General features: G+C 68.8%; 22 protein-coding genes. 3 read left to right on the top strand and 19 right to left on the bottom strand.

The genetic code is table 11. The features are described from left to right. Window positions 1–88: 88 nt before the first annotated feature. Window positions 89–2,479, bottom strand: coding sequence for an ABC transporter permease (locus tag HUA75_RS33540; protein WP_174488711.1), 2,391 nt, complete (start codon window positions 2,477–2,479; stop codon window positions 89–91). Window positions 2,480–2,665: 186 nt separating this feature from the next. On the opposite strand from HUA75_RS33540, the gene HUA75_RS33545 reads away from it, so the two are divergent. Further along, window positions 2,666–3,289 carry a hypothetical protein gene (locus HUA75_RS33545; RefSeq protein ID WP_371746250.1) on the top strand — a complete coding sequence of 208 codons (624 nt, stop codon included), beginning with the start codon at window positions 2,666–2,668 and terminating at the stop codon, window positions 3,287–3,289. A gap of 204 nt (window positions 3,290–3,493) precedes the next feature. On the opposite strand, the gene HUA75_RS33550 is transcribed toward HUA75_RS33545, so the two are convergent. The 13 genes from HUA75_RS33550 to HUA75_RS33610 form a co-directional block, all read right to left on the bottom strand. Further along, window positions 3,494–4,312: a DUF3014 domain-containing protein gene (locus HUA75_RS33550; protein WP_174455508.1), complete on the bottom strand. Its 819-nt coding sequence runs from the start codon at window positions 4,310–4,312 to the stop codon at window positions 3,494–3,496. 157 nt (window positions 4,313–4,469) lie between these two features. Beyond that, window positions 4,470–5,351, bottom strand: a complete 882-nt coding sequence (locus HUA75_RS33555) for a ribonuclease H-like domain-containing protein (protein ID WP_141648043.1) — start codon at window positions 5,349–5,351, stop codon at window positions 4,470–4,472. Then, window positions 5,351–5,779: a (deoxy)nucleoside triphosphate pyrophosphohydrolase gene (locus HUA75_RS33560; RefSeq protein WP_174488712.1), complete on the bottom strand. Its 429-nt coding sequence runs from the start codon at window positions 5,777–5,779 to the stop codon at window positions 5,351–5,353. Before HUA75_RS33560 ends, HUA75_RS33555 begins: the two co-directional genes overlap by 1 nt. Then, entirely contained in the window at window positions 5,776–6,939 is a 1,164-nt protein-coding gene (locus tag HUA75_RS33565; RefSeq protein ID WP_174488713.1) for a PQQ-binding-like beta-propeller repeat protein, read from the bottom strand. The genes HUA75_RS33560 and HUA75_RS33565 overlap by 4 nt, the downstream gene beginning before the upstream one ends. 10 nt (window positions 6,940–6,949) lie before the next feature. Beyond that, window positions 6,950–7,750: a tetratricopeptide repeat protein gene (locus HUA75_RS33570; RefSeq protein ID WP_174488714.1), complete on the bottom strand. Its 801-nt coding sequence runs from the start codon at window positions 7,748–7,750 to the stop codon at window positions 6,950–6,952. A gap of 103 nt (window positions 7,751–7,853) precedes the next feature. Next, complete coding sequence (der, locus tag HUA75_RS33575) at window positions 7,854–9,233, bottom strand: ribosome biogenesis GTPase Der (protein WP_141648039.1); 1,380 nt, start codon at window positions 9,231–9,233, stop codon at window positions 7,854–7,856. A gap of 1 nt (window position 9,234) precedes the next feature. Then, entirely contained in the window at window positions 9,235–10,179 is a 945-nt protein-coding gene (gene era / locus HUA75_RS33580) for a GTPase Era (RefSeq protein ID WP_174488715.1), read from the bottom strand. Window positions 10,180–10,302: 123 nt separating this feature from the next. Beyond that, window positions 10,303–10,854, bottom strand: a complete 552-nt coding sequence (locus HUA75_RS33585; protein ID WP_141648037.1) for a peptidylprolyl isomerase — start codon at window positions 10,852–10,854, stop codon at window positions 10,303–10,305. 78 nt (window positions 10,855–10,932) lie between these two features. After that, on the bottom strand, window positions 10,933–11,658 hold the full coding sequence (locus HUA75_RS33590; RefSeq protein WP_174488716.1) for a peptidylprolyl isomerase: 726 nt from the start codon (window positions 11,656–11,658) through the stop codon (window positions 10,933–10,935). A gap of 44 nt (window positions 11,659–11,702) precedes the next feature. Beyond that, the gene (gene rnc / locus HUA75_RS33595) at window positions 11,703–12,512 is read right to left on the bottom strand and encodes a ribonuclease III (protein ID WP_174455500.1); all 810 of its coding nucleotides are present in this window, start codon (window positions 12,510–12,512) and stop codon (window positions 11,703–11,705) included. A gap of 9 nt (window positions 12,513–12,521) precedes the next feature. Continuing rightward, window positions 12,522–13,385 carry a hypothetical protein gene (locus HUA75_RS33600; RefSeq protein WP_174455499.1) on the bottom strand — a complete coding sequence of 288 codons (864 nt, stop codon included), beginning with the start codon at window positions 13,383–13,385 and terminating at the stop codon, window positions 12,522–12,524. Then, window positions 13,385–14,530: an acyl-CoA dehydrogenase family protein gene (locus tag HUA75_RS33605; RefSeq protein ID WP_174488717.1), complete on the bottom strand. Its 1,146-nt coding sequence runs from the start codon at window positions 14,528–14,530 to the stop codon at window positions 13,385–13,387. Before HUA75_RS33605 ends, HUA75_RS33600 begins: the two co-directional genes overlap by 1 nt. Window positions 14,531–14,599: 69 nt before the next feature. After that, window positions 14,600–16,129, bottom strand: coding sequence for an acyl-CoA carboxylase subunit beta (locus HUA75_RS33610; protein WP_141645879.1), 1,530 nt, complete (start codon window positions 16,127–16,129; stop codon window positions 14,600–14,602). A 206-nt stretch (window positions 16,130–16,335) separates the two neighbouring features. Between HUA75_RS33610 and HUA75_RS33615 the strand changes: the two genes are divergently transcribed. Continuing rightward, window positions 16,336–16,695, top strand: a complete 360-nt coding sequence (locus HUA75_RS33615) for a YtxH domain-containing protein (RefSeq protein ID WP_174488718.1) — start codon at window positions 16,336–16,338, stop codon at window positions 16,693–16,695. Between the two features lie 110 nt (window positions 16,696–16,805). On the opposite strand, the gene HUA75_RS33620 is transcribed toward HUA75_RS33615, so the two are convergent. After that, window positions 16,806–17,582, bottom strand: coding sequence for an enoyl-CoA hydratase-related protein (locus HUA75_RS33620; RefSeq protein ID WP_141645877.1), 777 nt, complete (start codon window positions 17,580–17,582; stop codon window positions 16,806–16,808). Window positions 17,583–17,684: 102 nt separating this feature from the next. Between HUA75_RS33620 and HUA75_RS33625 the strand changes: the two genes are divergently transcribed. Continuing rightward, window positions 17,685–19,646 carry a TIM44-like domain-containing protein gene (locus HUA75_RS33625; RefSeq protein ID WP_174488719.1) on the top strand — a complete coding sequence of 654 codons (1,962 nt, stop codon included), beginning with the start codon at window positions 17,685–17,687 and terminating at the stop codon, window positions 19,644–19,646. Window positions 19,647–19,748: 102 nt separating this feature from the next. Here HUA75_RS33625 and HUA75_RS33630 read toward each other — a convergent pair whose 3' ends face one another. The 4 genes from HUA75_RS33630 to HUA75_RS33645 all read right to left on the bottom strand — a co-directional run bounded on the left by HUA75_RS33630 (window position 19,749) and on the right by HUA75_RS33645 (window position 24,395). Further along, window positions 19,749–21,260 carry a methyl-accepting chemotaxis protein gene (locus tag HUA75_RS33630; RefSeq protein ID WP_141645875.1) on the bottom strand — a complete coding sequence of 504 codons (1,512 nt, stop codon included), beginning with the start codon at window positions 21,258–21,260 and terminating at the stop codon, window positions 19,749–19,751. 155 nt (window positions 21,261–21,415) lie between these two features. Next, the gene (locus HUA75_RS33635) at window positions 21,416–22,384 is read right to left on the bottom strand and encodes a hydroxymethylglutaryl-CoA lyase (RefSeq protein WP_174488720.1); all 969 of its coding nucleotides are present in this window, start codon (window positions 22,382–22,384) and stop codon (window positions 21,416–21,418) included. Further along, window positions 22,377–23,105, bottom strand: a complete 729-nt coding sequence (locus HUA75_RS33640; RefSeq protein ID WP_141645873.1) for a class I SAM-dependent methyltransferase — start codon at window positions 23,103–23,105, stop codon at window positions 22,377–22,379. Before HUA75_RS33640 ends, HUA75_RS33635 begins: the two co-directional genes overlap by 8 nt. Before the next feature lie 96 nt (window positions 23,106–23,201). Beyond that, entirely contained in the window at window positions 23,202–24,395 is a 1,194-nt protein-coding gene (locus HUA75_RS33645; RefSeq protein ID WP_174488721.1) for an aminotransferase class I/II-fold pyridoxal phosphate-dependent enzyme, read from the bottom strand. Window positions 24,396–24,429: the final 34 nt, after the last annotated feature.

Below are 24,429 nucleotides of genomic sequence, written 5' to 3' on the forward strand. Positions count from 1 at the left end.
ATTGCATGATTCGAGCGGATGACCGCTCCCCAGGGTTGGCTATCGCACCGCGTCGAGAACCCGCCGCTCCGGGTCGGGTCGCCGTGACTCAGGTGCGCATGGCCACAAGCGGGTCCACGCGGGTGGCGCGGCGCGCGGGAAACCAGCAGGCCAGCAGGGCGACGAGGGCGAACAGGGTGGCCACGGCGCCGAAGGTGAGGGGATCCGTGGCGGTGATTCCGTGGAGCTGGCTTTCGAGCAACCGGGTCAGCGCCAGGGAGCCCACGAGCCCCAGGGCGATGCCCACTCCCGCGAGCCTCGCGCCCTGGCCGAGCACGAGTCGGAGGACGTCTCCGGGACGTGCCCCGAGCGCCATGCGGATGCCGAGCTCCCGCGTCCGCTGCGAGACGAGCAGCGAGATGACGCCATAGAGGCCGTAGGTGGATAGCACCAGGGCGAGCGCCGCGAAGCCGCCGAGCAGGCACAGCACGAGCCGCCGGAAGCCGAGCGACTGGGAGATGACCTGGTCCATGGTGAGGGCGCGGAAGACGGGCAGGCTCGAGTCGACCCGGCGCACGGCCTCGCGGACCGAGGGCAGCAAGGTCTCCGGTGGCACCGAGGTTCGAGCGACGAGCACCAGGCTGTCGTCGCCCCAGGGCCGGCCGTAGGGGACGTGGAGCTCGGCCAGCGGCGTCTTGTCCAGGCCGGCCTGTCGCACGTCGCCCACGACGCCGATGATGGTGTGGGCCCCGGTGCCGAGTCGGAGCTGGCGGCCCAGGGCGTTGCCGTCCGGGAAGTGCCGGCGCGCGAGCGTCTCGTTGATGATGACCGTGGCGGGCTGACCGGGGGCCGCGTCGACGGTGGTGAAGTCGCGGCCTTGCTTGAGCGGGATTCCCACCGTGCCGAAGAAGCCGGGGCTCGTGGAGCGGCGCTCGGCCCTTGGCTCCGAGCCGGCCTCCGGGGGCGGTTCGCCCTCGATGACATAGCGGGCGTTGTTCCATGCGCGCTGGATGGGCAGCAGCGACGTCATTCCCACGGCGCTCACCCCGGGCAGCGCTCGCACCTCGTCGAGGATGGGCTCCAGCAGGGTGCTCGGCACGTTTCCGTCCAGGCCCTGCTCGGTGAAGAAACGGCTGTCGGGGATGGCGATGTGCAGCGTGAGCAGTTGCTCGGGCGCGAGCCCGGGGGACGTGCCGAGGAGCTGGAAGAACCCCCGGCCCAGGAGGCCCGCGCCCACGAGGAGCACCAGACAGACCGCCAGCTCCACGACGACCAGCGTGGATCGGAGGCGTCGGCCGCCCTGGATGGGGGCCCCGCGAAGGTCGAGCCGGGAGACCTGGAGCGCGGGAAGCAGTCCGAAGGCCAGGCCGCTCCCGATGGAGATGGCGGCGAGGAACAGGAAGGTCGTCCCATCGAGGGAGACCGCGGCCCGATGTGGCATCGACTCGGGGACCACGGCGAGCAGCGCGTCCAGGCCCCAGTGCGCGAGCAGTCCACCCAGGGCGCCGCCCGTGAGCGCGAGCAGGAGGCTTTCGACGAGGAGTTGCTGGATGACGCGGGCGCGCGTCGCGCCGAGCGCCACGCGGACGGCGAGTTCCTGCCGGCGGGCACCAGCGCGCGCGAGCAGGATGTTGGCGACGTTGGCGCAGGCGATAAGGAGGACCAGGGCCACGGCGCCGAGCAGCAGCTTCAGTGGGCCGCTCCAGAGCCGCGTCTGGGCCTCGGCGAGCGAGTCGGCCCGTGCGGTGCGTTCCTTGAGGGCAGCCGGGCCCGCGGCCGCGATTCCGGCGGTGACGTCCTTGAGTTGCTCGTTGGCCGAGTCCAGGGTGATTCCGGGCGCCAGCCGGGCGCGCACGGAGAGCACCGTGGAATAGCGACCGCCACGGGCATCGGGCGGAGCCACCAGCGGCAGCCAGACGTCCATGTCCGGGGCGAACGACTCGGGAATGACTCCGACGACGGTATGCGGGACGTTGTCCAGGAGCACCGTGCGGCCGAGGACGGCGGGATTCGCGCCAAAACGGCGTCGCCAGAGCGCCTCGTTGAGCACCGCGACGGGCTCATGCCCAGGCTGGTCGTCGCCGGGCGCGAAAGTCCTGCCGAGCAACGGGGGGACGCCGTGCACGGTGAAGTAGTCGGCGGTGCCTCGGGTGGTTTCCAGGCGCTCGGAGTCGTCGTCCGCGCGGAGAATCGAGCCGCCCACGGTGAACGCCGCCATGTGCTCGAAGGCCCGGGCCTGATCGCGCCAGTCGAAGAACGTGAGCCAGGAGACCGGGCCGCCGGAGCCTTGGGCGCGCAGTTCGACGAGCGACACGAGCCGCTCGGGTTCGGCGTACGGGAGAGGCCGGAGCAGCACGCCGTGGACCACGCTGAAGATGACGGCGTTGGCGCCGATGCCCAGGGCCAGGCAGAGGATGGCGGCGGCCGCGAAGCCGGGGGCACGTCGGAACGTGCGGAACGCGAAGCGCGCATCCGCGAGCAGGTCGTCGAGGAATCTCATGGGGGCCGGTCCGGGAACGCCGTGGTGGAGGCTTGGAAGGCCCGCATCTTGGCCGACAGCGGCGTGCCGATGGTCTGGGAACAGCGGGGAAGAACCCTGGAAAAACGACCCCTGGTTTCCCATTCGCTTAGTTTACATAACGCATGTTATCGGACGTTCCGATAGAGGGGGGGACAGGGGTGAACGGTGGGCCTGGCTGCCTGGATGCCCGCATCGAGTCCTCGCTTCTCGTGGCCACCGTGGCCGCGTACCGTGCCCGGCATGCGTTTCCTCCAACGAACCGCGGTCACCACCGCGTTTTGCTGCGGCCTGCTGGCGCTGACGGGATGCCCGGACAAGACCTCGGGTCCGTCGCCAGATTCTGGCGTCGCCGAAGTTCCCGAGGCGCCCAAGGCCCCGCCGCCGACCACGTTCGCGCTTCGCTCCCAGGTTCCCGATGCGGGCCTCGCGGAGATCTCCCTGGACCCTGGCGAGAAGCCGGTCATCGAGCAGACCTCGACGCTGGAGCTGACCGCGTCACGAGGCCTCCGGAACTACCGGGTCCGGCTCTTCGACGCCGCTGAGCGAGCCATGGTCTCCGACGACGTCGCCGAGGAATCCGACACCGGGCTCGTCTACCGCATCGTCCTGCCCCAGCCCCTGAAGACCGGCTTCGAGTACACCCTGGTCGTCGATGCCCAGACCGGCACCGCGTTCACGGACACCTTGGGCCGCGACGTCGAGGAACTCCGCACCACGTTCCTGGTCGCCGGCGAAAAGGAAAAGCCGGCACCGCCTCCAGCGCCGGCCAAGAAGAAAAAGCGCCGCTAGCCCTGGGCCTCATGGCGGCCCCGAATGTTCCCGGCACCGCCTCGAATGTTCCGGGCCGCTCGCCCTGGGCCCGCATGAACATTCCAGCCTTGCCGCGAACATTCGGGCCCCGGCTTGCCCGGGTCGCCCATCAACATTCGGGCTCGCTACCGCGAATATTCGGGCTCCATCCAGAGCCCGGCTGCCCATCAACATTCGGGCTCGCTACGGGCCCTCGGCGGCCACCGGAGGCAGTCCCAGCGCGCCCTGAAGCTCCCGGAGCTTCGCCTGGATGACCCGAATGTTCTGGGGCCCCATCCGCAGCAAGTGCTTCTGCGCCCGGCTCAGGCCCTCCAGCTCCGGCGAGGCATAGACATAGAGCGCTCCTTGCGGCTGGACCTCCAGCGCGGCGCCCTCTGGAACCGGAACCGCGAGCAGATGCTGGAAGGCTCGGCTCAGCGTCGAATCGAACGTCTGTCCCGGCGGAGCAATCTCGCCATGCGCCTGGTCGATGAGCGGCTTCAAGTCGCGGTACATGCTCTTGGCGACCTGTGCGTCGAAGGTGCCGAACACTCGCGCCACCAGGTCGTAGCGAGCATGGCTTCGCGGGTCGATGGTCACCGACTTGTCCTTGCCCTCGACGACCTGGAATCCATCCGCCGGGCCCAGGAAACCCAGCACCATCCGGGGGCTCACGCCCTCCGCGATGTTGTTCACGGCCGCCGTCACCCGGCGCACCAGATCCTTCTCCTGGAGCCAGCGCTGGAGCTCCGCTTCCTCCGACATCCGGCTCGCCATCTCCCGGACCCGGCCGTCACTCTCCGGAAGCGAAGCCGTCGGTGCTACCGGCGCGGCCACACCTGCGTCCTCGATGATTGGAGCCACCGCGACCACGGGCGGCGGCTCCTTCTCGAAGAGGCCCAGCGCGACGGCGGCCCCAACGCCCACCGCCACCAGCGCGCCGCCCACCAGCGCGGCCTTCTTTCCAGCCGAGCCTCGCTGGGGAACCTCTGAGCTCTCTGTCGGGTCAATCGGGTCGCTCATGGGTTGTGCGGTCCTCCGTCTCGGGTTCGGTTCACCCTACAAACGACTCCTGGACGCATTCCACAGGCGCTGTGCAACCCATGAGGCCGGTTGTTCACCGGAAGAGAGTCCCAGGGGGGCGAATCGCCCAGGCACCCTGCCCGCCCTGCTCAGGAACTCAGGGAAACTGCTCTTCGGCCCGGACGCGCTCGAGCGTCTGAAGGTCCCGCTCCGTAGGGCCCAGTTCCAGGATGATCCGGCTCACGTCGTACAGCACTTCGCCACGCTCGAACACGGGCAGCCGGGGGACGTCCTGATTCAAGTCATCGGCGCCGCGGTTGTAGGCCACGTCCATCAGCGTCCGGAGCTGGAAGGAGTCGTAGAGGTTGTATTCCACCAGGAACCGCAGCGCCTCCACGTCGCCGCGCCGCGTATACGCACGCCACAGCAGCACGGCGTCGTAGCCGTTGACGCCCTTCATGTGCGGCGGACGCTCGGCGCCAATCTTTCCTTCGATCTCCTTCAGCCCGCCGCCCAGTCCCAGCCGACGCGTGACGAAGCGCAGATCGATATGCGCGTCGGGCACCGGAAACCGCCCCGCGCCAAAGTAGTTGCGCAGCACCGGCACATCGAACGTGGACCCGTTGAAGGTCACCCACAGCCGCCGCGCCGCCATGGCCTCCGGCAGCGCGTCCATGTTCCGGCCCTGGATGAACACGTGCAGGCCCGTGGCATCGAACAGGCTCACCACCGTGGGAGCCTGGGCCTCGCGGCCATCCGTCTCGATGTCGAAGTAGACGGCGTCCTGGTGGAACTCGGGATACAGCCGCCAGTGCTCACGGGGCGGAATCAGCTCCGCCAGCCGGCGCAAATCCCTCCGCTCCAACGCCTCACGGCCCAGCGCGAGTCGCTCCCGCGCGATGTCGTCCGTCTTCCGGGTGATGGCCACACCCTCGCCGGCCGCCGGATAGTCGTCCCACGTCTTGAAGCCGCGCGCCCAGAGGTCCTTCTCGCGCCAGGGGCCCACGCCGGGGATGTGCTGGAACGTCCGCTGGAGCATCAATCGAGCGCGCCCAACCTTCCCGCCACCAGCTCCTCCAGGAGCGGAATGTCCGCTTCGCAGAAAGGCAGGGACTGCATCTCCCCGGGCGTCCGGAACTCGAGCGCATGCGCGCCCAACGGCTTCGGCTCACCGGAGAGCATCCGCGCCGCGTAGAGCACCAGCTCCACCGTCAGGTCCGGGTACTCGTGGCGGCCTTCCCACAGCCGCCGGCCCACGGAGAGCTCCACATCCAGCTCCTCGCGACACTCCCGGGCAAGCGCGGCTTCGTCCGTCTCGCCCGCCTCCACCTTGCCGCCCGGAAACTCCCACAGGAGCGCGCGGCTTCCACCCGGAAGCCGCTGCTGCACCAGGAAGCGCTGGGCGTCGAGGCGACCTGGAATCAGCGCCGCCACCACGCGGACCGTCCGGGTCGCCACCGTGGTCACCCCTTCAGCCCGTTGAAGTCCAGCGAGTAGAGCCACCCGTTGTTGGAGAGCACGAACAGCTTCGAGCCCGCCACGAACGGCGTCGCGGAGACGCCGTCGCCGGGGTTCCACGACACGCGCGCCTGGCCCGTCTTCGGGTCCAGGAACAGCAGCGACCGCTGGATGGGAACAATCAGCATTCCCTTGGAGAACACGGGCGTCTGGCCCGACCTTTCGCCCAGGGGGTGCGACCAGAGGAGCCGTCCGTCTTCCGCCAGGTAGGCGTCCACGCGGCCGTCGCCCACGGTGAAGAGCATCTGCCCCTTCGCCAGCAGCCCCGTCATGCCGGACACCGAGCTGGTCCAGACCAGCTCTCCGGACTCCGCCTCGAGGGCGAAGAGGCCGTTCTTGTACGACGCCACGTAGAGCTGCCCGTGGTCATCCAGCGCGGGCGTGGTGTCCACGTCCAGGAACTCGGAGCCGCTTCCCGACAGCGACTTCTCCCAGTTGGCGCCGCCGTCCTTCATGTTCAGCGACACGATGTAGCCGTCGGAGAAACCCACGTAGACATTGCCGTCGCGAACCAGCGGCGTCGACGCGCCTCGCACCGTGAAGCCCGACGGCGGGTCCCTGCGGTACTGCCAGGCCCAGACCCCGTCCTCGACCTTCACCGCGAACAGGGTGTCGCTCTCCGAGGCCACCAACACCAGGCCCTCGGCAATCACCGGCACCGTGGCCAGCGACTCACCCGCCGCGTACTGCCACTTCTGCTCTCCAGTGGCCGCGTCCAGCGCGTACAGGGTGCCGTCACCCCCGGGAACGAAGGCCACGCCGTCGCTCACCTGGGCCCCCGCCGCGAAGCGGGTCGTCGTCCGCTTGGACCACTTGATCTGACCGTCCGGACCCACGCCGCGGATGACGCCATCCCGCGTGAGCGCGATGACCGTCTTGCTCTTCGCGTCGTACGCTGGCGAGGCGACCTCGCGCGGCGCGTACTCCAGCAGGGTGGGCGCCACCAGTGGCGCCCACCAGTCCACCGAGAAGTAGTCCACCGGAGGCGCCAGCTCCGTGCGGGGCAGCTCCGGATTGCCGTAGCGCGGCAGGGTACTGCAACCGCCCAGGAGACCGACCGCCACGGCACTCCCCAGCCAACGCCTCCAGCTCACGAGCTGCTTCTTCATAACGTGCGCGCTACCCCGCGTCAGTGACGGCGGCCGGCGCGGGCGCCGGGGCCGGGATCTTCACGCCCTGCGAGGCCAGCACCGCCAGCCGCTCGCTGGACAGTCGCGCCGCCGTGGTGTTCGCGTGGTCCGTGGACACCTTGGACAGCACGGCCGCGGCCTCGTCCTTCTTGTCCTGCGCGATGAGCATCCGACCCTTGTGGTAGTCGCCCATGCCGGCCAGGAACTCACCGCCGCCCGCCGCGCCCATCTGCTCGAAGGACTTGATGGCCTCGTCGTACTTCTTCTCCGCCTCGAAGGCGTAGCCCTGTCCCTCCAGCGCGCCCGCGCGGAGCGGGTCGTTCTGGGCGGCGCCCTTCAGGAAGTCGCTGAACGCGGTCTGCGCGTCCGCGAAGCGGCCCAGGCGGAACTGCGCCTCGCCGAGCGACAGCGCCGCCGTCGTCGCCGACCGCGTCCCACCGTGCTCCTTGCGGAAGTCCGACAGAGCCGTCACCAGCGCCTCGTCGCGCTCCTTCACGTTCTTGAAGGGCGTCTCGGTGTCGCCGGGCTGCGCGGGCTGCACGCCCTCCACGGGACGATCCAGCACGGCGAGCGCCTGGCCCAACGCCTGGCCAGCCTGCTCCTCGCCGCGCTTGGACACCTCGCTGGCGATGGCCACACCCACACCGCCCAGGATGATGACGGCCACGGCGATGCCGATGATCTTCTGCCGCTGGATGAGCCAGTCACGCGCGTCAGCGCCGACCTTTTGGAAGGTGTCCGGCTGACGAAGCTCCTGCTGGCGAATCTTCTCGGTCTTGGTTCCAGCCACGTCGGTCAACCTCTCTCTGCGCTTCGGTGCTCTACCCTGTCGGAGAGCGGAAGAGCGGCGCACTGTACGGAGCGCGCGCCGCGAGTGTCAACGCACGGACGCTTCAGTGCTTCCCCTGATGGCTCGGCCTCTTTCGAGCCGCCCGCTTCGCCTGTCCGGGCCGCTCCCGGAACACCAGCCGGATGGGCACGCGCAGGTCGAAGGTCTTCCGGAGCTGATTGGTGATGTACCGCTTGTACATGTCCGGCACGCCCTCCGGATGGTTGCACGTGAGGGCGAACGTCGGCGGCGCCGACGTCACCTGGGTGATGTAGTACAGGCGCAGCGGCTTGCTCCGGACGATGGGCGCCGGGTGGTTGTCCACCATGTACTCCAGGAGCCGGTTGAGCTGGGGCGTGGGGGCCCGGAACCGGAACTGCTCGGCCAGCTCCACCGCCGCGTCCATGACCTTCTCCACCTTGGAGCCCGTCAGCGCGGACGTGAAGATGATGGGCGCGTAGCCCACGAACTTCAGCGAGTGCCGGAGCGACTCCCGGAACGCCTCCTGGCGGCGCTGATCCGCGTCGATCAGGTCCCACTTGTTCACCACGATGACCAGCGCGCGGCCGCGCTCCTCGGCCAGGCCCGCCAGCTTCGCGTCCTGGTCCACCGCGGGCTCGGTGGCGTCCATCAACAGCACCGCCACGTCGCTGCGCTCCATCACCTTGAGCGCCGCGATGACCGAGTACTTCTCGATCTGGTGGGCAATCGTCTTCTTGCGCCGGATGCCCGCGGTGTCCGTGAGGAGCAGCTTGCGGTCCTTGTAGGTCAGCGGCGAGTCGATGGGGTCCCGCGTCGTCCCCGGAATCTCGCTGGCCACCACCCGCTTCTCCTTCAGGATGGCGTTGACCAGGGTGCTCTTGCCCACGTTGGGCCGGCCGATGATGGCCACGCGGATGATGCCGTCGTCCGGCGGGGCCTCGGCGTCCTCGCCCTCTTCCTTGGGCGGCAGCTTCTCGACGACCTCGTCGAACAGGCCGGGCACGCCCAGGCCATGCTCCGCGGACATGGCGTGCACCTCGCCCAGGCCCATCTTGTAGAAGTCCGCGGTCAGCGACTGCATCTGCCCGCTGGTGGTGTCCAGCTTGTTCACCGCGACAATCACCGGCTTGCCGCTCTTGCGCAGGTACTTCGCCACCGCTTCGTCAGCGCCCGTCACGCCCTCCCGGCCGTCGGTGACGAAGATGATGACGTCACACTCCTCCACGGCCAGCTGGGCCTGCTCGCGCACCTGCTTGAGCAGCGAGTCCTTCTCGCCGGGGACGAAGCCGCCGGTGTCGATGAAGGTGAACGCGCGTCCACCCCACGCCGCGTCCGCGTAGTGGCGATCCCGCGTCACGCCCGGCTGGTCCTCCACCAACGCGATGCGGCGACCGATGAGGCGGTTGAACAGCGTGCTCTTGCCCACGTTGGGGCGTCCGACAATGGCTACCAGGGGCTTCATCTCAGTCGTATCCCAGCTTCTTGAGGCCTTCGGGGCGCTCGCTCCAGCGCGGCTCCACCCGGACACGCAGGTCCAGGTACACATGCGCGCCCAGCAGGCGTTGCACGGACTTGCGCGCGTCCGTGCCAATCGTCTTCAGCATCTGCCCCTGTTTTCCAATGATGATGGCCTTCTGGCTGTCGCGCTCCACGAAGATGGAGGCGGCGATGCGGATGAGTCCGCCCAGCTGGCCCGGAGGAGTTCCCGGCCGGGGCTCGCGCTCGGACTCGTCGAAGATGTCCACCATCACCGCGGTGGAGTACGGAATTTCCTGGCGGCAGTGCCGCAGCACCTGCTCGCGGATGTACTCGCCCACCAGCGTCCGCTCCTGCTGGTCCGTGAGCATGTCCTCGTCGAAGAGGTTCTCGCCTTCCGGCAGGTGGCTCAGCACCGTGGTGAACAGGCGCTCCACGCCGTCCTTCTCGCGCGCGGAGATTGGGACCACCTCCGCGAAGGGGAACTCCTGGCGGTACAGGTCGATGAGCGGAAGGATGGCTCCCTTGGGGATGGAGTCGATCTTGTTGATGACCAGGAAGGTGGGCTTGCCCAGCTTCTGGAGCCGCTCGAGGATGATGCGGTTGCCCGGGCTGACCTCGGGCTTTTCGCCCGCGGGCGGCTCAATCAGGAAGAGGACCAGGTCCACCTCCTCCGCGGCCTGGATCGCCGTCTCCACCATGTAGCGGTTGAGCTCCCCCTTGGCCTGGTGGATGCCGGGGGTGTCGAGGAATGCGACCTGCCCTTCAGGGCGGGTCACGACTCCGAGGATGCGGTTGCGCGTCGTCTGCGGCTTGCCGGAGACGATGGCGATCTTCTCACCAGTGAGCGCGTTGAGCAGGGTGCTCTTGCCCACATTGGGGCGTCCGATGAGCGCGGCGAAGCCGCTGCGGTGGTTCTTGGGAGAGGCCATTGCTTCGAAGGTGGTCTGGGAGTCCCTGTGTGGCTGGGAGCCCCTGAGGGGGAACTTCCAACAGCGCCCTATAACAGACCACCACCCCCGGCATCTGCCCGGGGCGGTGGTCAGGCGGGCGGCCTACGGCTGGGTCGTCGAGATGGTCAGCTTGTTGACCGTCACGGGCGTGCGGGGACGGTCATCACCATCCCGGGCCACCTTGCTGATCTTCTCCACGATGTCGTAGCCCTTCACGACCTCGCCGAAGATGGTGTGCTTGTTGTTGAGGTACGTCGGCTTCGACGTCGTCAGGAAGAACTGGCTGCCGTTGGTGTGCGGCCGGCCGATGTTCGCCATCGCCAGGAGGCCCACCTTGTCGAACGTGCGGCCGGACTGGAACTCGTCCTTCACGTTGAAGCCGGGGTTGCCGCGGCCGGAGCCGAGCGGACAGCCGCCCTGAATCATGAAGCCGTCGATGACGCGGTGGAACACGGTGCCGTCATAGAACGGGCGCTTCGTCTTCTCCTGCGTCTTGGGGTCCGTGAACTCCAGCTCCCCCGTCGCCAGGCCCACGAAGCTCGCCACCGAATCCGGGGCGTCCTTCGGGAACAGCTTCACGACAATCTGCCCCTGCGTGGTGTCGAAGGTGGCGTAAAGGTCATTGCCCGCGCGGGCCTCGTCCGTCATTCCCATGCTGCCCTCCCGTCTTGCTTGATGGACCCGCCGAAGCAGCGGGTCCGTTTCACGTCCACTGCCCCAAGTCCCGCCGACCTACCGGGGGGACTCGGGCCGAGCGCCCTGGGGCTTCGGCGTCACCGGGGGCTTCACCGGGGCATCCGCCGCCGGTCCCTTCCGGATGACGACGCCCGCAGGCGCCTTGTCGCTCAGCTCCACCCGGGTGAGCACCACCGGCGTCTGCGGCCGGTCGCGGTTGTCCCGAGGCACCGCGCCAATCTTCTCCACGACGTCGTAGCCCTTCACCACCTCACCGAAGAGGGTGTGCCTGTTCGTCAGGTGGTCAGGCGCGCTGGTGGTGATGAAGAACTGGCTGCCGTTGGTGCCCGGTCCCCGGTTGGCCATGGCCAGCTGACCCGGCTTGTCGAAGATGTGGCCGTTGTTGAACTCGTCCTCGAAGCGATAGCCCGGGTCACCCGAGCCCGTCCCCGTTGGGTCCCCTGCCTGAATCATGAAGCCCGGGATGACGCGGTGGAACACCGTCCCGTTGTACAGCGGCTGCTTCGACATCTCTCCGGACTTGGGGTCCCTCCACTCCTTCTCACCCGTGGCCAGACCCACGAAGTTCGCCACCGTCTTCGGGGCGTCCTTGGAGAAGAGGCGGACGGTGATGTCGCCCTCGCTCGTCTTCAGCGTGGCGTAGAGGTCCTTGCCGGCCGTCACCTTCTTCGTCCACTTGCCGGGAGCCGCGGCGACAGCGGTACCCGCCACCAGGCAGGCCACCAGCGCGAACGTCAAACGGAGGGGGGAGGAGGAGCGCATGGGCGCGGCACCTTATTCCCCACCCCCTTCCCCACCAAGGGGTTTCACGCCGAGGTGTCGTCCGGTGGCACTTCCGGGGTGGGCGCCTCCACCGGGGGCGGCCCTCCCTCGGGGGGCGGAGGGGCGGCGCTCGCGGCGGTGGCGGCGTCCTGCTTGATGCGCTCCAGGGTGGCCTGAGCCGCGCACTGCTCCGCTTCCTTCTTGCTGCGGCCGGAGGCCCGGGCGAAGGGCGCGTCGCCCAGCGTCACCTCCACCTCGAACACCTTCGAGTGCTCCGGGCCCGCCTCCGAAATCACGCGGTAGCGAGGCGACAGCTTGAGCTTCTCGTGCGCCATCTCCTGGAGGAGCGTCTTGTAGTCCAGCCTCCCCTGGCCGCTGGAAACCTCGTCCAGCAGCTCCGCGAAGCACCGGTCCACCAGGGCCACGGCGGGCTCCAGGCCCGCGCAGAGGTAGACAGCGCCGAAGACGGCCTCGAGCGCGTCCGCCAGCACGGAGTTCTTCTCGCGGCCGCCCGACAGGAGCTCGCCCCGGCCCAGCAGCAGCAGGTCCCCCAGGGGGATGGTGCGGGCCACCCGGGCCAGGCCGTCCTCGTTGACGATGCGGGCGCGCATCTTGGTGAGGTCGCCTTCGGGCATGCCTGGGAAGCGCTCCATCAGCCGGTGGCTGACGGCCAGGTTCACCACCGAATCGCCCAGGAACTCCAACCGCTGGTTGTCCTTGAGGTCCTTGTCCCGCGTCTCATTGACGTAGGTCTTGTGGGTCAGGGCCTCGAGCGCGATCTCCCTGCGCGAGAACCCCAGGCCCAGGCGCTTCTCCAGGGCCTCCACCCGCTCCGACACAGTCAGCTTCTCCACGGACGTCTTTCACTCCTGAGGCGCGTCCGGTCCGACCAGCCTCACGGCTTCGGGACGAACTTTCAGCAGCGCCGCCACCATCCGGACAATGCCCGGGAATTCATCCAGCTCGAACCGGCCCGCCCACACCTTGCCCTGAGCCCCCGCCAGCAGGCCTCGGAAGGTGCGTCCCGCCACCCTCGCGGCGGCGAAGCGATACGGCCGGCCCTCCACCTGCAACTGCGCCAGCAGCTCCAGGCTGCTCCGGGGCGGAACCAACGACTCCGCGCCAAACTTCTCCACGATGTCTGAAAAACGCACCAGCCCCGCGCCCGCGGGCGAAGGCTGCGGACGGCTCGCCGGCTCACCCAGCAGCGCCGCCAGATACCCCGTCAGCGCGGCGCGCTCGCGGAACTCCGACAGCTCCAGCGTGTGCCCCGCCCCACCGGAGACCTCACCCGCGTCCCGCTGGGCGCGGGCGATGCGGAAGTTGCCCAGGCGGTCCGCGGCGAGCAGGACGGAGAGGTCGCCCTCCACCACCTCGGTGGTCAGCTCCAGGGTGTCCTGGTCCACCCGCGGCACCAGCCCCAGCACCTGGAGCTCCGCCGAGCGACGCTGGACGTGGAAGATGTGCTCGTTGAAGGCGTCCGACAGCAGCGCTTCGATATCCGCCACGTCGCTGAGGGCGCCGACGAGGATGGGCGCGAGCCCCACCACGGCCGCCGGGGAGATGGGGATGAGCCGGTCCCCCATCACCTGGAAGGTCACCTCGGCGATGAACGCCTTGGTCACGGGATTGACGAGAGGAGACGACTCCAGGTCCAGCACCGCTTCGATGCCGGCCACATCCTCACGTACTTGAAGCCCGAGTCCCTCCAGCCGTGCCGTGTCCATCAAGCCCCTTTGAAGGTCTCTCTCGCGATGATGGTGCGTTGGATCTCGCTCGTTCCCTCTCCAATTTCACACAATTTGGCGTCGCGGAGGTAGCGCTCGACGGGGAATTCGCGGGTGTAGCCATAGCCTCCGTGGATCTGCACCGCCTTGGAGGCCGCGCGCATGGCGACCTCGGAGGCGAACAGCTTCGCCATGGAGGCTTCCTTGGAGTACGGCTGGCCCGCATCGGCCATTCGCGCCGCGCGGTGGACGAGCAGCCGCGCCGCGTCCGTCTCCGTCTTCATGTCCGCCATCATCCAGCGCAGGGCCTGGAACTCGGAGATGGGCTGGCCGAAGGCGGTGCGATCCTTGGAGTAGCGCACCGATTCCTCCAGCGCGCCCCGGGCCAGGCCCACCGCCAGCGCGCCGATGGTGATGCGGCCCTTGTCGAGGATCTTCATCGTGTCGATGAAGCCGTGGTCGACCTCTCCGACGCGGTTCTCGTCGGGGACCTCCACGTTCTCCAGCACCAGCTCCGCCGTGTCCGACGAGCGCATGCCCAGCTTGCCGTGGATGGCGCGCTGGCTGAACCCGGGCATCCCCTTCTCCAGGAGGAACGCGGTGACGCCCTTCTGGCGCTTGGCCGGAGACGTCACCGCGAGCACGACGAAAACGTCGCCCACGGTGCCCTGGGTGATGAACATCTTGGTGCCGTTGAGCACCCAGTTCTTGCCCTGGCGCACCGCGGTCGTCTTCATGCCGGACGCGTCCGAGCCGGACCCGGGCTCCGTCAGGCCCCACGCACCCAGGGCCTCCGCGGAGGCGAGCTTGGGCAGGTACTTCGCGTGCTGCGTCTCGTTGCCGAAGACGCGCAGGTGGCTGGTGCCCAGGCCGTTGTGGCTGGCCACCGTGAGGGCGAGCGAGCCGTCGTAGCGGGCGATCTCCTCCACGGCCACGGCGACGGCGAGCGAGTCCATGTCCGCCCCGCCGTACTTCTCCGAGACGAGGATGCCCATGACGCCGAGCTGGCCCAGCTCCCGGACGACTTCCATCGGGAACTTCTCCTCCTTGTCCCACTGGCCGGCGAAGGGCTTCACCTGGCGCTCGCAGAAGTCGCGGAGGGAGGACTGGAGGGCGCGATGACTTTCGGGGAGTTCAAAGTCCATGGTCGGGAGGATCTATAGCAAAGGGTCCCGGAAGGCAGCGGGCCTTCCGGGTAGGGCAAGATTCTCTACTCAAACGGGATAGACACCGTGCTTCTTTTCGGCACGAGGCGTCTGGCGCGAGGCGTACAGCCCGTAGCGCTGGGTCAGCTCGTGACGCAGGCGCTCACCGGGGACGATGTCATCGATGACCAGCTCGCTGGCCAGCTTGTAGATGTCCACGTCCGCCTTGTACTCGTCGCGCAGCTTCTGGACGTAGGCGGGGCGCTCGGCCTCGGGCAGCTCTTGAATCTTGTTGTAGTAGACGGCGTTGACGGCCGCCTCCGGGCCCATGACGGCGATCATCGCCCCGGGCAGGGCCAGGGTGGCCTCCGGCGCGAAGCCCGGGCCGCTCATGGCGTAGAGGCCGGCGCCGTACGCCTTGCGCACGACGAGGCAGATGCGGGGCACGCTGGCCTCGGACACCGCGGAGATCATCTTCGCGCCGGAGCGGATGATGCCCGCGCGCTCCACCTTGGTGCCAATCATGAAGCCCGGCACGTCCGCCATGTAGAGCAGCGGAATGTTGAAGGCGTCACACAGCCAGATGAACCGGGCCGCCTTGTCCGCGCTGTCCACGAAGAGCACGCCGCCCTTGTACTTGGGCTGGTTGGCGATGATGCCCACCGGACGACCGTCGATGCGGGCAAGGCCGGTGATGAGTTCCTGGGCGAAGAGCTTCTTCACCTCGAACCAGCTCCCCTCGTCGATGAGCTCGGTGATGAGGGCGTGCATGTCGAAGGGCTTGTTCTGGTCGACGGGGACGATCTCCTCGACCTTCTTCCCGCTGGCCTTGGGCGCCTTGGACTCCGCGCGCGGCGGCAGCTGGCTGCAGTTCTCCGGGAAGTAGCTCAGGTAGTTCTTCGCCGCGGCGATGGCCTCCTGCTCCGTCTTCACCAGCACGTCGCCACAGCCGGAGATGGAGCAGTGCATCTTCGCGCCGCCCATCTCCTCGAGCGTCACCTTCTCGCCAATCACCATCTCCGCCATGCGCGGGCTGCCCAGGTACATGGAGGCGTTGCCGTCCACCATGATGACCAGGTCGCAGAACGCGGGGATGTACGCGCCACCGGCGGCGGAAGGTCCGAAGAGCAGACACACCTGGGGCACGTCCCCGGACATGTGCACCTCGTTGTAGAAGATGCGGCCGGCGCCCCGGCGACCGGGGAACATCTCCACCTGGTCGGTGATGCGGGCTCCCGCGGAGTCCACCAGGTAGAGCAGCGGGCAGCGCAGCGAGCGGGCGGTCTCCTGGATGCGGAGGATCTTCTCCACCGTGCGGGCGCCCCAGCTTCCGGCCTTCACCGTGGAGTCGTTGGCCATGATGGCCACCGTGCGTCCGGCCACCTTGCCCAGGCCGATGACGACGCCATCCGAGGGCAGCTCCCCGTCCAGGTTGTTGGCGAGCTTCGCGTCCTCGACGAAGGAGCCTTCGTCGACCAGCAGGCGGATGCGCTCCCGCGCGAACAGCTTGCCGGCCTCCTGGTTCTTCGCGTGGTACTTCGGCGCGCCACCCTTCTCCACCTGGGCGATCTTCTCGAGCAGTTTCGTGTCTTGGGACATGGCCCGGGCGACATAGCAGAAAGGTCCACGGCTGGCTGCTCTCTCACCGAGGGCTCGACGCACCCTGTCGTCCAGCCGATGACGCGCCGAGCGAACCCCAGGGTCCGGGGGGTGGCGGCGCGGGCTCCCCTGCCTACCTTCAAAGCTCGAAGGAGACGCTCCGCGGCGCGGCGCGTCCCCGACCAACACTGGCCCAGGAGGGATGCATGTTCGCGAAGAAGAAGGCGAAGTGGACGGCGAAGGGTTTGGCCAAGAGCGAGCTGTACCGCAAGTGGATGGCGCACAAGCTCCTCGACGAGCTTCCCCGCGTCGCCCGGAATCGCTGGGACGACTTCGAGCCGGATGATGCGCTGCGGCACGTGGGCCTGACGACCTACAAGCCGGGACGCGCCGGACTGGGCAGCCTGGGCCTGTTCCTCATCGGCGCGGTGGCGGGCGGCGTGGCGGCCATGCTGCTCACCCCGAAGACGGGCGACGACCTGCGCAGCCAGGTGAAGGACAAGGCCATGGGCTACATGAACAAGCAGAACATCGGCCTGGCGCCGGAGAAGAGCGCCAGCGCCTAGCGAGTGAAACCGCCGCGTCGCGCGGGCCACTCGTTCGCGAGGGTCCGACCCGACCAGGGTTCACGAGGGCGGGGTCCGCGAGTCGCGGGCCGCCGCCCTTCGTGTGTTTCTCATCGCCCCTTGAAGACGGGGGGACGCTTCTCCGCGAAGGCGCGCAGGCCCTCGAGCCGGTCCTCCGTCTTGAGGACCTCTTCGTACTTGCGCAGCTCCAGCGCGAGCGCGTCGTCCAGCTCCAGGCCCGTGCCCTCGTCGATGGCGTGCTTCGCCGTGGCCACCGCGATGGGGGCGTTGTCCACCACCGACTCCGCGAGGCCGTGTGCCACTTCCAGGAGGTGCCCTTCGGGCGCGAGCCGGTTCACCAGACCCACGGCGAAGGCCTCTGCCGCGTTGAGGCGCCGGGCGGTGAGGATGAGGTCCTTGGCGCGCCCCGGGCCCACCAGTCGCGCCAGCCGCTGCGTGCCGCCGCCTCCGGGGATGATGCCCAGCTTCACCTCGGTGAGCCCCAGCTCGGCCGCCGGGGCCGCCACGCGCAAATCACAGGCGAGCGCCAGCTCGGTGCCTCCACCAAAGGCCGCGCCGTTGATGGCGGCGATGAAGACGCAGTCGCTCTTTTCAATCGCGCGGAACGTCTTGCGCAGCCCGTCGAGGAACGCGCGCACCTCGTCCTCGGCCATGCCCGCGCGCTCCTTGAGGTCCGCGCCCGCGCAGAAGGCCTTGTCGCCCGCGCCGGTGATGACGACCGCGCGGACCTGGTGCCCCGAGGAAACCCGAGCGACGAGCGCGCCCAGCTCCTGGAGCATGGCGCGGCTGATGGCGTTGCGGCGGCCCTCGCCGTCGATGGTCCAGATCTCGATGGCACCGCGTGCGTCGACCTTGAATTCCGGCATATCCGCTCCCCTTCCAGGGCCCGCCCGGCGGGCCGCTCTGGGACGCGGCAGAGTGCGGCGGGAAGGCGGGTCTGGCAAGGCGGAAACGGTTAGCATCCCCTCATGCCTTCGCCGCGCACCGTGCTCCGACAGCTCGCCCCGTGGGCCTCCTGGTGGCCCTCGGCCCTCGCCCTGGTGGCCCTGGCCCTCGTTCCCCTGGATGCCCTGGCCCGGGGCGGTGGTGGCGAGCACTACACGCGTCCCTCCTCCGACCGCGACGGCGGTGGCGATGGGATCCCCATCTGGATCCTCTTCGAGGCGTTCCGCCTGGTGTTCCGCTACCCGAAGGTGATGATTCCGCTGCTGGTCATCTGCGGCGTCGGGTACTGGCTCTACAAGCGCAACCTCCACCCGACGGCCACCACGCGCAAGGCGTTGGACCAGTACGAGGCGGACCAGCGCACCCAGGTGACTTCGCGCGACGTGTCCGGCTGGGTCAACGCGCTCAAGCTGAAGGACCCCGCGTTCGAGCTGGAGCCCGTGCTCGGCAAGGTGCGCCGGCTGTTCATGGACCTGCAGCAGGCCTGGTTCCGCCGCGACATGACGCCGGTGCGGCCCTTCCTTTCGGACGCGACGTGGCAGCGCTTTGGCGTGCAGCTCAAGCTGCTGGATGCGCAGGGCGTGCGCGATGCCATCACCGACATCGAGGTGCTCGACGTCCAGCTCATCGGCCTGGAGCAGAGCGAGTGGTTCGACAGCATCCAGGTCCGCGTCCAGGCGCGGATGCGGGACACGGATGTGTCCGCGAACGACACGGATGCGCAGGCGGTCGAAGCCGCGCGCAGGGCTCGGATGGAGACCTTCACGGAGGTGTGGACCTTCGTGCGCAAGCCGGGCGTGCAGACGCGCATCGGCGCGGACCTGTTCCAGGGCAAGTGCCCCAACTGCGGCGCCCCGTACAAGGGCGGTGCGGCCAACCGCTGCGAGTTCTGCAACGCGGTGGTGAACTCCGGCAACTACGACTGGACGCTCACGGAGATAACGCAGGGCGTGGAGCACTCGCGCTACCACCGGACGGTGGACGGGCTGCTGCAGGCGCGGCAGGACGACCCTGCGCTCAACCTGGAGGTCCTGGAGGATCGCGCGTCGCTGCTGTTCTGGAAGTGGATCGACGCACAGAGCCGGGGCGACACGAACGGCCTGTCCAAGGTGGCCACGCCGGATGCCCTCGGGACGCTGAACTCCGAACTGGACGGTTTGCGTCGCCAGGGCCGGCGGAGGGTGTTCCTGGAGTGCGCGGTGGGCTCGGTGGATGTGCGGCTGCTGGAGGTGGACCCGCGAGGGTATGACCGCGCGCACGTGGAGATCCGCTGGAGCGCGCGCATGGGCGTGGGCCCCGTCAACGAGCGTCCTCCGCAGATCCCCACCCTGCCCCAGCGCTTCGTCTTCACGCTGGTGCGCAAGCATGGCGCGCGGACGAACACCGCGAACGGCGTGTCCACGGACCGCTGCCCTCAGTGCAACGCGCCGCTCACCGACAGCGCCGCCACCGCATGCGAGTTCTGCGGCACGCAGCTCGCCAACGGCGAGCGGGACTGGGTGCTCTCGTCCGCGCTGCCCTTCGAGGCGTGGAATGTCCGCGAGGGTGCGAGCAGCTATCGGGCGCCGCCTGCCCGCGCGCCGGTGGCTCGGCCGTCAAACGGTGCGCCCGCGGTGGCCTCGTCGGGGAGCGGCACGGACGCGGTGCTGGATGTCCAGGAACGGCATCGGCTGCTCTACATGATGGCCGCCATCGCCGCCTCCGACGGCACCGTGACTCCCGCCGAACGCCGGCTACTGAAGCTGTGCGCCGAACGCTGGGACGTCGAGTGGTCTCAGGTGGAGATGGCCCTCAACGCGGGGCCGCAGCTCTTCGAGCGACTGGTTGCCCGAGGCAGCCCCGAGGCGGAGGTCTTCCTGCGCAACATCGTCGAGATTGCCCTGGTGGATGGCCGCATCGACCGCAAGGAGCGCCGCATGCTGGAGTCCGCGGCGGGCCACCTGGGCCTCCAGGAGAAGCTGGCGTCGATGATCAGCGACCGTTGAAACGGCAGGGGGCGGGCCACCGAGTCCGCCCCTCCGGGAATCCGGCGAGACGCACTCCGAGTATGATTACTGAGAGTGAAGTCCAGCCCTGGGCCCGAGGGCTCAGGAGGGGCGGTGTGACTCGGGCTGATAGGTCTGGATGACCCGCTGCACCCGGTCGGTGACGGACTGGAGGGCAACGGTAGCGGAGGCGGCGGAATCCAAGCGGCCCAGGGTTTCCGTCATCATCGCGGACAGGTCATTCACGGCGCCGAAGAGCTGCGAGACGCCCGCCGCCTGCTGGCCCACCGCCGCGGAGATGCGGCGCACGCTGTCGGTGCTGTTCTCCATCATCGAGGTGAGGCCGCGAAGGCTCTCGCCGGACTCGCGCACCACTTCCAGGTCCATCGACATCCGCTCGGAGCCCCGCTTGCTCGCGGTCATCACCGCCTGGATGGACTTCATCGTTTCGTCGAGGATGACGCGCACCTCGCCCGTGGCCTGCTGGGACTGGCGCGCCAGCCGACGCATCTCGGTGGCGACCACCGCGAACCCCCGGCCCGTCTCCCCCGAGCGCGCGGCCTCAATCGCGGCGTTGACGGCCACCATGTTGGACTGGTCCGCCAGGTCCTTCACCGTGGCGGCGATGTCGTTGAGCTTGCGGGCCCGCGCGCCCAGTTTCTCGAGCTGACCGGACAGCTCCGACGCCTGCGACCGGATGCCCTCCAGCCCCAGCATGCTCTTGCCAATCATCGCCTGGGCCGTGGTGCCCGCATCGCCCGCCTGGGTGGTGGACTCCATGATGACCTCCGCCTGCCGTGAGGTCTCCTCCGACGTGCGCTGAATCTCTGTCGCCGTCACCTGTGTCTCGGACAGCGCCTGCGCCTGCCGCGACAGCATCCGGCGCTGGTCCTCGGTGGTGATGGTCAGGGAGAGCATCGCCTCGGTCAGCTCCCGAGCGGAGTCCATCAGCGGCTCCACCACCCTCGCCTGGATTTCCCCCTGCGCCAGCTCCAGCCGGGCCTGACGCGACGCCAGCTCCCGCAAGTCCCTTCGCCCGCTCAGGCAGGTCAGGATGAGGAACACGTTCTCGAACACCACCCAGCCCGCGTGCTCCAGCGGACGCCACACGCTCACCAGGTCCGAGCCGAACACCGATTGCGGCCAGAACAGCCCGCGCGCAAGGTGGTCCACCACCACCACGCCCGAGTAGATGAGCAGCACGCGCACGTCCCGGTAGACGGCCAGGAAGGCCAGCGAGCCGAAGATGTGGAAGTGCGTCTCGATGCGGCCATCGGTGATGTGGATCAGCAGCCCTGACGTCAACGCTTGCGCCACCGCGATGGAGAAGCGCGTGGACACGCCCCCAGGACGCAGCAGGCTCAGTGACACCGGAAGGCTGGCCACCACGAGTCCGAGCACGCCCGCCGCCCAGACATGCGGGTGCACTTCACTCGAGGTCCCCGCCCACGTCCGTGGCGACAAGACGAGCGCGGTGAGGAGCGCCCCCAACCATTGAAGTCCCATCAGCACGGCGAACATCCGGTCCGTGCGGCGGTGGAGGGCAGATTGATGCGTGTCGAAGATGTCCGACGAGCGGTTCGCGAGGGCCGTCGCGTCGACCGTGTGGGTCATGAAGCAAGTCCAGGTGGGGGGTACAGGGTCGACTCCCACCCAGGCTAGCAGCGGTGCCCTCGTATCGGAACCACCGTCGAAATTTTACAGACTTGCCACCCCTCACGAAGGGAGTGACCCACGGAGCCGCTCCAGGCGAAATCCGTGGGAATGGCTCAGGTCTGCGCGCGGCGAGAGGCCTTCTTCTCGCGCTCGCCCAGGGCGGCCTGGAGGTACTTGCCCGCCAGCTTCCGGCCGATGAGTTCCTGGGCAATCTCCCCGGCCTCCACCAGCCGGTCCAGGTTGATGCCGGTGTCCACGCCCATGCCGTGGAACATGAAGACGGCGTCCTCGGTGGCCAGGTTGCCCGCGGCTCCGGGCGCATAGGGGCAGCCGCCCAGCCCGCCGGTGCTCGCGTCGAACGTCGTCACGCCCGCGGACAGGCCCACCAGCGAGTTGGCCAGCGCGGTGCCTCGGGTGTCGTGGAGGTGCAGCGCCAGCTTCTCCACCGGAATGTGCTGCAGGAGCGCCTCCAGAATCTCTTCCGTCTGCCGGGGCGTGCCCACGCCAATCGTGTCGCCGAGGCTGAGCTGGTAGATGCCCGCGTCCACCAGGTAGCGGCAGATGTCCACTACGCGCTCCACCGGGACATGGCCCTCGTAGGGACAGCCCCACACGGTGGACAGGTAGCCGCGCACGCGCATTCCGGCCTGGAGCGCGGCGGACGTCACCTCGCGAGCGCCCGCCATGGCCTCGGCGATGCTCTTGTTGATGTTCTTCTTGGAGTGGGCCTCGGACGCGGAGATGAACACCGCCGCTTCCTGCAACCCCGCCTCCTTCGCGCGCTCCAGCCCCTTGAGGTTGGGCACCAGCGCGGAGAACACCACTCCCTCGCGGCGCCCCACCAGCCGCAGCAACTCCTCCGCGTCCGCGAGTTGGGGAATCCACTTGGGCGACACGAACGACGTCACCTCGATGCGCTTCTCGCCGGCCGTCACGAGGGCGTCGATGAGCCGCGCCTTGTCGCGCGTGGGCAGCGTGCGCAGCTCGTTCTGGAGTCCGTCCCGAGGGCCGACTTCGTACACGTCCACCCGCTTCGGCAGCTGGCTCAGCAGGGTTCCACGCGCTCGTGAATTCTCAGCCATCTCGCAGCACCGCTCCCACAATCAGGTCGGCCGACAGATGCGTCAGCGGCTCGCCATCGAGCCCGCCATGCACCCAGGAGATTGAAAACCCCGTGCTTTCCAACAGCCCGGCGAGATCCGCAAGGGGATAGTAACGAATGGCGTAGGACGCATGCAGGACGCGCCCGTCCACGAGGGTGAGCGTTCGTCGTCCCACGTCACGTCCCGTCGCCGCGTCGAAGTGACTTTCCTCATCCAGCACGCCACCACCGGGAAGCCCGCGCTGGAACGCGGCGTCGGGTGACGCGGCCAGTCGTTCATGTGGCACCGTCTGGAACACCAGCCGCCCTCCCCGTCTCATGGCGCGCGCCAGCTCACGGAGGATGTGTACGTGCTCCTCGTCCGTGAAGGCGAACAGCGTGGAATACCACGCGTACGCACCGGACAGGCTCCCCTCCCGAAAGGGCAAGGCCCTCAAGTCTCCGCGCACCACCGGAAAGCCCGGGCGTCGCATCGACAGCGAGAGCGCGTCCTTCTCCAGGCCGATGACGCGACCGGCCAAGGGGCCCGAGGCCTGGAGCCGCGCGGCATGGCGGCCATGCCCGCAGCCCAGGTCCACCACGGGCCCCGGGCCAGGGAGGTCGGCGAATGCGCGCGCGAGGTAGTCCACCTCCCTCGCCGTGACGGACTCGGAGAGGAACGGCAGCGTGCTGCGCAGGTACAGCTCGCCGAAGAAGTCCACGCGCGCCCGTGGCGGCCGGGAAGTGCCGGGCCGCCCTCCTGCGAGGGGATGTAGCAACCGCGTCCGGGGCTCGCAATGCGCGCGGGCACGGAGCCGTCAGCGTCGAGTCGACAGCTTCGCGCGCAGTCGGAGCACGGCCTCATCCAGCACCGCGTCCGTCTTGCAGAACGCGAAGCGGGCGAGCCCGTGCCCCAGGTGCCGATGCTCGGGCCCGTAGAAGACACTCGGGGGAATGGCCGCCACGCCGACCTCCGACACCAGGTGCCGGCAGAAGGCCACGTCGTCCGGGAAGCCGAAGCCCCGGATGTCCGCGAGGATGAAGTAGCTGCCATCCGGGGTGTACGCCGGCAGTCCCGCCTCGCGCAGCCCGGCGAGCAGCCGCTCCCGTCTCGACAGGTAGGTCGCCGCCAGCTCCGCGAAGTACGCATCCGGCAACCGGAGCGCCGCCGCCATGGCCGCCTGGAAGGGAGACGCCGTCGCGAAGGTGACGAACTGGTGCGCGCGCTGAATCGCATCTCGCAGCGGGGGCGGCGCGATGACCCAGCCCACCTTCCAGCCCGTGAGGCTGAACGTCTTGCCGCCGCTGCTCACCGTCACCGTCCGCTCCGCGAGCGACGGCACCGTGGCCGGGCGCACGTGGCGGGCGGGCGCGAAGGTGATGTGCTCGTAGACTTCGTCGGACAGCACCTTCACGTCATGCTCGGCGCACAGCGCGCCGATGCGCTCCAGTTCCTCGCGAGTGAAGACCTTGCCCGTGGGGTTGTGGGGCGTGTTGAGGATGAGCAGCCGCGTGCGCGGACCGAAGGCCGCGCGCAGTTCGTCCCAGTCGAACCACCACTGCGCATGCGCCGCGTCCGGTGGACGCAAGGGCACCCAGCGCGCGGTGGCGCCGACGAAGGTGATGTTGGCGTCGTACGAGTCGTAGAACGGCTCGAAGGCCACCACCTCGTCGCCCGGGTCCACGAGTCCCAGCAGCACATCGAGGATGGCCTCGGTGGCGCCGCTGGTCACCGTCACCATGGTGTCCGGGTCCACCGTCTGCCCGTAGAAGCGCGCGGCGTGTTCGGCGATGGCGACCCGCAAGTCCCGGGCGCCCGAGCTCATGGCGTACTGGTTGACGCCCTCGCGGATGGCCCGCTGAGCGGCCTCCTTCACGGCGTCAGGCCCGTCGAAGTCGGGGAACCCCTGCCCCAGATTCACGGCGCCATGCTTGTGCGCCAGGGCGCTGAACTCCGAGAAGACGGTGGTGCCGAACCGGGACACGCGCTGCGACAACACGGGCCTGGACATGGGGGCTCCTGGCGGCCGGCGTCAGTCGCCGGAC

The sequence above is a fragment of the Myxococcus sp. CA040A genome (assembly GCF_013336725.1).
Classification (GTDB): domain Bacteria; phylum Myxococcota; class Myxococcia; order Myxococcales; family Myxococcaceae; genus Myxococcus; species Myxococcus llanfairpwllgwyngyllgogerychwyrndrobwllllantysiliogogogochensis.

What these genes read in the sequence shown, in the direction of transcription:
- HUA75_RS33540 (WP_174488711.1), bottom strand. Translation starts at nt 2,479, where the DNA reads ATGAGATTCCTCGACGACCTGCTCGCGGATGCGCGCTTCGCGTTCCGC.
- HUA75_RS33550 (WP_174455508.1), bottom strand. Translation starts at nt 4,312, where the DNA reads ATGAGCGACCCGATTGACCCGACAGAGAGCTCAGAGGTTCCCCAGCGA.
- HUA75_RS33555 (WP_141648043.1), bottom strand. Translation starts at nt 5,351, where the DNA reads ATGCTCCAGCGGACGTTCCAGCACATCCCCGGCGTGGGCCCCTGGCGC.
- HUA75_RS33565 (WP_174488713.1), bottom strand. Translation starts at nt 6,939, where the DNA reads ATGAAGAAGCAGCTCGTGAGCTGGAGGCGTTGGCTGGGGAGTGCCGTG.
- der (WP_141648039.1), bottom strand. Translation starts at nt 9,233, where the DNA reads ATGAAGCCCCTGGTAGCCATTGTCGGACGCCCCAACGTGGGCAAGAGC.
- era (WP_174488715.1), bottom strand. Translation starts at nt 10,179, where the DNA reads ATGGCCTCTCCCAAGAACCACCGCAGCGGCTTCGCCGCGCTCATCGGA.
- HUA75_RS33585 (WP_141648037.1), bottom strand. Translation starts at nt 10,854, where the DNA reads ATGGGAATGACGGACGAGGCCCGCGCGGGCAATGACCTTTACGCCACC.
- HUA75_RS33590 (WP_174488716.1), bottom strand. Translation starts at nt 11,658, where the DNA reads ATGCGCTCCTCCTCCCCCCTCCGTTTGACGTTCGCGCTGGTGGCCTGC.
- HUA75_RS33600 (WP_174455499.1), bottom strand. Translation starts at nt 13,385, where the DNA reads ATGGACACGGCACGGCTGGAGGGACTCGGGCTTCAAGTACGTGAGGAT.
- HUA75_RS33605 (WP_174488717.1), bottom strand. Translation starts at nt 14,530, where the DNA reads ATGGACTTTGAACTCCCCGAAAGTCATCGCGCCCTCCAGTCCTCCCTC.
- HUA75_RS33610 (WP_141645879.1), bottom strand. Translation starts at nt 16,129, where the DNA reads ATGTCCCAAGACACGAAACTGCTCGAGAAGATCGCCCAGGTGGAGAAG.
- HUA75_RS33615 (WP_174488718.1), top strand. Translation starts at nt 16,336, where the DNA reads ATGTTCGCGAAGAAGAAGGCGAAGTGGACGGCGAAGGGTTTGGCCAAG.
- HUA75_RS33620 (WP_141645877.1), bottom strand. Translation starts at nt 17,582, where the DNA reads ATGCCGGAATTCAAGGTCGACGCACGCGGTGCCATCGAGATCTGGACC.
- HUA75_RS33625 (WP_174488719.1), top strand. Translation starts at nt 17,685, where the DNA reads ATGCCTTCGCCGCGCACCGTGCTCCGACAGCTCGCCCCGTGGGCCTCC.
- HUA75_RS33630 (WP_141645875.1), bottom strand. Translation starts at nt 21,260, where the DNA reads ATGACCCACACGGTCGACGCGACGGCCCTCGCGAACCGCTCGTCGGAC.
- HUA75_RS33635 (WP_174488720.1), bottom strand. Translation starts at nt 22,384, where the DNA reads ATGGCTGAGAATTCACGAGCGCGTGGAACCCTGCTGAGCCAGCTGCCG.
- HUA75_RS33645 (WP_174488721.1), bottom strand. Translation starts at nt 24,395, where the DNA reads ATGTCCAGGCCCGTGTTGTCGCAGCGCGTGTCCCGGTTCGGCACCACC.